The organism is Bacillus sp. AY2-1, assembly GCF_008368965.1.
In the GTDB taxonomy this organism is placed as follows: domain Bacteria; phylum Bacillota; class Bacilli; order Bacillales; family Bacillaceae_G; genus Bacillus_A; species Bacillus_A thuringiensis_S.
Window position 1 is genome coordinate 1 of sequence record NZ_QPEL01000152.1, and the last position, 6,839, is coordinate 6,839.

Sequence of the window (6,839 nt, forward strand, 5' to 3'; positions counted from 1 at the left end):
AAAGTAACAACATCACAAGATGGTTATGTTAAGGTGAAGGCAAATCGTGATGCAATTGATGGAACATTTAATATAACAGTTAAACAACTTGCGGAGTATCACCAAATTGTCTCAAACCCTATTAATGTTGATGAAAAATTGAATGTAAATGATACTTTGAAAATTAGAGATAGGGACTTAACAATAACAAGTGATATGACGTATAAAGATTTAATTAATCGAATAAATGCTGAAGAGTATGGGGTATCTGCTTATACACACGGTGGTAAAATTTTTATGAATGCTAAAAAAGTCGGTGAAGATAATAAAATTGAATTAAAAGATGGGACATCAGATTTATTTAAGAAGATGTTTTATACAAAAATAAAAACAGACCAAATAGATGAATCTAGTAATGAAAAAAAGAAATATGTACTCAATACCATTAATACAGCGAAAGATGCAAAATATAGCCTTAATGGGATTGAAGGCTCAAGCACTAGTAACACAATTACGCCACTTCCTGGTGTAGAGATTGAATTACTAAAAGCAATGGAAGTAAGTACAAAGAATACCAATGTTAAGAGTAGTGAATTAAAATTCACAGTAAGTAATTCTGGTGTGTCAGATGCCACTAAACTAATAAAAAAAATGGTCACAGATTATAATCAAGTTGCTTCGTCCTTTGAAGATTTTACGGGACCGATGGGAGTTTTAAATGGGCATGCAATAATGAATGATATTTATCGAGAAATGCGGAATGTAGTCGGATTTACGCAAGATGGTAATACCTTATCTACTTATGGTATTCAATTCAAAGATGACGGAACTATGGTAATAGATGATAAGAAATTAACAAAAGCTTTGGAAGAACAGCCAGAGGCAGCAAAACAATTTTTCTTTAGTTCCAATGGATTAGGACATACGATTGGAAAATCATTTGAAGAACTTTTTGATCATAATAGTATTATTAGTGAAAGAATTAAAAACATCGACTCACGTTTAAATGATTTAAATAAAGAGTTTCACTATATTGACTACTATAATAGCCAAAAACAGGATGAAAATGTTCATAAATATCAAAGATTAGGAATCGCATACGAATTACTTAATATCCAAATGAATACAATGAGATCATGGATGAGATAGAGAAGAGAATAAATCAAATTTTGAAGAATGATTTTAATATTATTAAATTCAAATAATAAGTTTTTATTATAAAGGAGGGTTAGAATGAATAAGAAAATCTATAAAGAATTTGTAAGTTCTATTTATGAACTAGGTGATTTAAAAATATCAGAAGAAGAATTTCAAAAGAAACAAGAACAATTCAATTACTGGCTTGTATCTTTGGAAGAAGAAAAAAGACAACACGTAATAAAACAAATTATGCCCATAATTATGAAAGTTGCAGAGCATATTCAAGAAAAACAGCAAGCTTTTAAAGATATAATCTCTGTTAACGAAGGAATGATGAAAGCCAATTCACACTATGATAAATATTAAAACAAACAAGGAAAACTAATAAAACAAAATTTCCCCCTTAAATGAAAAAATACGCTATTCTTTCTATAGAATCATAGGAAAGGATGGCGTTTTTGATATGAACTTATCAATTTTTGATGAACTAGAATTGTTTTCTAAAGAGTTGAAACGATATATGTCACCTGATGCTTTAGAGCAATTAGCTAAAAGTGTAGGATTTGTGAAACGAAAAAGTAAATACCGTGCACAAGATTTAGTGGCTCTCTGTATTTGGTTAAGTCAAAATATAGCTCATACTTCATTAACACAATTATGTAGTCGACTAGAAGCTAACACAGGTATTTCTATGAGTCCAGAAGGACTCAATCAACGTTTTAATCCTCAGGCTGTTCAGTTTTTACAACAACTATTAGCATATTTACTTCATCACCAATTTTGTTCTTCTAGCAAGATTTCGACTTTTTATAAAAACTATTTTCGACGTATCCGCATATTGGATTCTACACATTTTCAGGTTCCAGATAAATTCGTCTCTACATATCAAGGTTCAGGTGGTAGCGGTCAAAATGCTGGCGTAAAAATTCAACTAGAATATGATTTATTAAGTGGTCAGATCCTACATGTTCATGTAGGATCTGGAAAGCACAATGATAAAACGTATGATTCTACTTGTTTAACGTCTTTTCAACCGAACGATGTATGTATACGTGATTTAGGATACTTCGAATTAAAAGACTTACATACTATAGAAGAGTGTAATGCTTATTTTATTTCAAGATTAAAGCTCAATACACGTATATATCAAAAAAATGAAGAGCCTGAATACTTTCAAAATGGAACAATAAAAAAGCACTCTGAGTACATTCAATTAGATATGGAGCAATTCATTGACCAATTACAGTCAGGTGAAACATATGAAATTCCTGAGATTTATATTGGAATGTATCAAAAGCTTCCGGCAAGACTAATTCTTTATAAATTAACTGAAACACAAATGAAACATAGACAAAAGGATTTAGCATCTAAAGAACATAAGAAGCAATTTACCTATAAAAAACGTAGTAAACGGCTTAGTGCGATTAACTTTTACATTACAAATATTCCTTCGGAATACCTACCAAAAGAACAGGTATACGATTTTTACTCTTTACGGTGGCAAATTGAACTTATCTTTAAAACATGGAAATCATTTTTTCATATTCACCAATGTAATTCTGTAAAATTAGAACGATTAGAGTGTCATTTATACGGACATTTAATTAGTATCCTTCTTTGTTCCTCCACTATGTTTCAAATGCGCCAATTACTCCTCACCAAGAAGAAACGAGAGTTGAGTGAATATAAAGCGATTTATATCATCAAAGATTATTTTCCACTTCTTTATCAAGCTTTACAAAAAGACACCCAAGAGATATCAAAGATACTACTTCGTTTGTTTAATATTCTACAGAGAAATGGGCGGAAATCCCATAGATATGAGAAGAAAACAGTCTTTGATATCTTAGGCGTCGTATACAATTTTTCTATGTCTCACAAACAGGTAGCATAATCCAAAAAATTGAAACCCGATAGGGTTTATTTGGTATGTAAATCTTTAAAGAACTTACACTGGATCTATAGAAAAAAGAAAAAACCTCACGTGAAATTAAACTTATATAATCTTAGCTTGATAGCAATGGGTCCCACCAACAAAACGCGCTTTTGGTACGCTAAGGAAATACAACATATAAAAAAGCCTAATTTCAAGCTACAATAACGAGAAATTAGGCTTTAATTATTTCATAAAAATAAAGGTTACTTATTATAGATTTACCAACTTAGTAATTATATTTATATCTCCCAATTCGCTAAGTCTTCGTACTAGGATGTTTTCTGTATCCTCACTTAATACCAATTGTTCAGACGAAAACGACGCTAGTTGTAAGCTCTCACCAATCATAACTGAATACATTGCATGTTGAAATATTGTAATATCATTCGCATCATTACCGAATGATATATTCTTTTTCCTCCACACCCAATTGTTGCAATCTACTCCACTATCATAAAGCTTCTTCCCAATAGAATAATGATTAAAAAAGAAGAAGTGAGACTAACAGTATGCTTTCTCTAATAAATAAATAAATCTTTCTTTTACTGACTCCCATTCATCATTAATAATACTGTAAAATATATTGTCTTGAATGGTTCCGTCTACCTTTACTCTATGTTTACGAAAAGTCCCCTCTTTTGTTGCTCCTATTCGTTCAACAGCTTTTTGAGAACGTAAGTTTTCTCCACTAACTGAAAATTGTACACGATTTACTTTTAATTCTTCAAAACAATACTTAAGTAATAAGAATTTACATTCTGTGTTTACTTTTGTTCTCCAAACTTTTGGTGAAAGCCAAGTCCAACCTATTTCCACGTTACGATTTACTTTATCAATACCACAAATTTGAGTTGTCCCTAATACTTGACCTTTCAGTTTATCCTTAACAATAAAAGGTATATGTTTCCCATCTTTTTTATTATTAACAGCTATCATTAATATTTGCTCTATATCCTCCACTGTGGTAACTTTTCGCCAGGAATATTCCCATACTTCTGGGCTTTTTAAAACTTCAAATAATTGTTCCTTATGCTTCACCTCGAGAGGAATAAGCGAAATTGAATTTCCTTCTAGAGATATATCTGTTTCAATAATCATAATATTACCGTCTCCTTTCTAAACAGAATATTCTTTAGTTCATTTGAGTTAGGACATTACCACAACACATTACTTCGCAGCCTTTGCAAGGCAAGTTTCATTCCATCACCTTCAATAATTTAATGATATTTTACTGGCGTTCAAACTTGCGGGAACAGCAAAAAAGCCTTTAGAACGGCTTAAAGATAGCTCTTTAAGCGACTGTCTAAAGACTCGAATCTGTATGTCTTATATAATTGTAAACGAGAAAATTCAAATAGTTCTTACTATAAGTGTACCATTTGATGAAGTCTACAGCAATATATTAAATTTTCTACTATCCAATTTTCTTTTAAAATAATCCTCCACAATCTGATCCTTTAACAGAACAACTTATTGTCACTCAACAGTTCCTTAATCGATTTTTCAATTCAAGATATTCTTTTCCTTTTCACTATAAGGGGTACCGCCAGCATTTCGGAAAAACCCCACGCTAAGAGTATCCAAGATTTTATGCGAAAAATAGGGAGACATAGGGAAGCCAAAAGGCGCTCCAGAATAGGAATGTACAAAAAGATGCATAGGGTCATAGAAAATGAAAAAGGCGAATCCCTTGTGAGAGTAAGGGGACGCCTTTTTCTTTGCTACTGATAATAGGACGTTATGTTAACTTCACGTGTATATGTTATATATCAAAACTCCTCATCAGCGTTCCTCCCACATGGTACAATTAAGAAAAGGAGGAGAACTTCAAAATGATTTTAGAAGCAGTCATGTTGCAAGTAAAAGACGGTATGGAGACGGAGTATGAATCGGTATTTAAGCAAGCATCCTCAATCATCTCTTCCATGCAAGGATACATAAATCATGAATTACAACGCTGTATGGAGCAGAAAGGAAAATATTTGCTCCTTGTGCAATGGGAAACTTTAGAAGACCACACGATAGGATTTCGTCAATCTGAACAATATCAAGAGTGGAAAGCATTATTGCATCACTTTTATGATCCATTTCCAACAGTTGAACACTTTAAGCATGTAGAGTTATCACGAAACTGAACTTGACCATCTATTAATACTTGAAAAGTAACTTCCAATAACGAAAATTATGTAAATAGGCTGTCCATATGGACAGCTTATTGTATTTTTGCTTAGCATATATTTTCGTTAAAATGTTGGTGGTATGCCTTTTTTGGTTTGTAATTAAATCCCAGAGTGGTCCTTCATACCCAGAATCGTTTTCGTACCCCTTGTAGGGCAAAGGATAAGATTATTAAATGTTAAGAATAGTTAGTATTAATTATATCAATTTACTACATATTACATTTATGTAAATATTATTATAATTTCATTTTTTTAAACTTTCCCCTAATAAAGTTTTGAAAGAGTCGTCTCTGTATTCTCCATGTTGTAATATGCAAAGAAGAGAGAAAATTAATATTATTATAATGGGATTTTAAAATGAAATTTATAACATTTTAAGAGAAATAATACCTTAATTTCGACGTAATGGAATGAATCTGGAAGGGGGGTCTATGTTACCAGCTTGTACAAATGAAGAAATTATTGTTTCAACAGGCAATGGCGAATCAATCGCAGAAATAGGTACTTTCCGTGTGAAAGTTGAAAATGCTACTGGTTCAATTGATACAATGTACACAGGGTTAGTAAAATTAACACGATAAAATAATTGAAAATTGGGAGGAATTTCACATGAAACCATGGAAAAAGAAAATGGGTATGACAATGTTGGCTTCAGCAATCGCATTAGGAGGTGTAGCTACTCTAGAATTAGTTAACCCCGTATCAAAAGCAGCTGCGGCTTCAGGTTACGGAGCTAGCGTAAATACAACAAAAGCAAATCATTATGTTGATACAGATTCATATGTAAATATTAAAATTAAAAATGACAACAAAGCTTATGAAGTTGAGCTTCGTATACAACCACAAATTCAGCGCGCAAATAGCACGTGGGAAAATGTGAACAAACCTTTAATTTCTTGGTTTGTACCTGGAGAATATGTAGGAATGAACATTGATATTGGTAGAGTCAATTATGATGGCGTAGGCATTTATGAAAAGGGTAAATATCGTTTGAAAGTTGATACGTACAAAACAACATCTTCAGGTGCTGTATATTTAGGAACGTTTAACACAGACGTATTTTATTTAAAATAATATCAATAATAAAACTCCCTTTTAGGAGTTTTCAGAGTAAGGTAAGAGGTATCGAGGATTTAATAGTAGATTCTTTTTAGGACTTTTTAGAGTAGAAAAATACTAACCATATAGAAGTATATTTATAGCGGATGCTCCTATGATGGGAGTATCCGTTTTTTTGTTTTATCAGAAAAAGGGTATCGTAATGGGAGCATCAATAATTGACTACGATAATAAGGTAAGATCGCTTCTGCCAGGGACAAGTAATTTATCATTAGTATTCCCTTTCTTTAAAATTCCGGATGAACTATTGTATACTTAGGTTTTACTAGTCCTTTCATGTCCATTAGCTTAAGAAACGTAAATACCCCAAAATAAAAGAATTGACATGTCAGGTGAAAATGTACAATCTTTTGTTTTGGGACGTTATAAAATTCTTAAGTTGATAGATATGTATGATGACCCCTAATTGGCGAATTAATAATCAAAATGTTTCTATAGTGGACAAGAGGGCCTTAGTTTCTCTTGTTACCTAAGCACCTATGAAA

General features: G+C 31.9%; 7 protein-coding genes. 6 read left to right on the forward strand and 1 reads right to left on the reverse strand.

All coding sequences use genetic code 11. The features are described 5' to 3' along the window. The 3 genes from DN403_RS26315 to DN403_RS26325 form a co-directional block, all read left to right on the forward strand. Positions 1-1,128, forward strand: a 1,128-nt coding sequence (locus DN403_RS26315; RefSeq protein ID WP_149185906.1) for a flagellar hook-associated protein 2, incomplete at its 5' end; no start/stop codon positions are given. An 84-nt stretch (positions 1,129-1,212) separates the two neighbouring features. Continuing rightward, the gene (locus DN403_RS26320) at positions 1,213-1,485 is read left to right on the forward strand and encodes a flagellar biosynthesis protein FlgG (RefSeq protein ID WP_149185907.1); all 273 of its coding nucleotides are present in this window, start codon (positions 1,213-1,215) and stop codon (positions 1,483-1,485) included. Between the two features lie 97 nt (positions 1,486-1,582). Then, positions 1,583-3,013 (forward strand): IS4 family transposase, encoded by a 1,431-nt coding sequence (locus DN403_RS26325; protein WP_149185908.1) that lies wholly within the window; start codon positions 1,583-1,585, stop codon positions 3,011-3,013. Positions 3,014-3,556: 543 nt separating this feature from the next. On the opposite strand, the gene DN403_RS26335 is transcribed toward DN403_RS26325, so the two are convergent. Beyond that, the gene (locus DN403_RS26335; RefSeq protein ID WP_149185909.1) at positions 3,557-4,153 is read right to left on the reverse strand and encodes a GNAT family N-acetyltransferase; all 597 of its coding nucleotides are present in this window, start codon (positions 4,151-4,153) and stop codon (positions 3,557-3,559) included. Positions 4,154-4,887: 734 nt separating this feature from the next. On the opposite strand from DN403_RS26335, the gene DN403_RS26340 reads away from it, so the two are divergent. The 3 genes from DN403_RS26340 to DN403_RS26345 all read left to right on the forward strand — a co-directional run bounded on the left by DN403_RS26340 (position 4,888) and on the right by DN403_RS26345 (position 6,309). Further along, positions 4,888-5,190: an antibiotic biosynthesis monooxygenase family protein gene (locus DN403_RS26340; RefSeq protein WP_149185910.1), complete on the forward strand. Its 303-nt coding sequence runs from the start codon at positions 4,888-4,890 to the stop codon at positions 5,188-5,190. A 476-nt stretch (positions 5,191-5,666) separates the two neighbouring features. Continuing rightward, complete coding sequence (locus DN403_RS31380; RefSeq protein ID WP_165498065.1) at positions 5,667-5,816, forward strand: hypothetical protein; 150 nt, start codon at positions 5,667-5,669, stop codon at positions 5,814-5,816. Positions 5,817-5,844: 28 nt separating this feature from the next. Continuing rightward, complete coding sequence (locus DN403_RS26345) at positions 5,845-6,309, forward strand: DUF5065 domain-containing protein (protein WP_131252113.1); 465 nt, start codon at positions 5,845-5,847, stop codon at positions 6,307-6,309. The last annotated feature ends 530 nt before the right edge of the window (positions 6,310-6,839 follow it).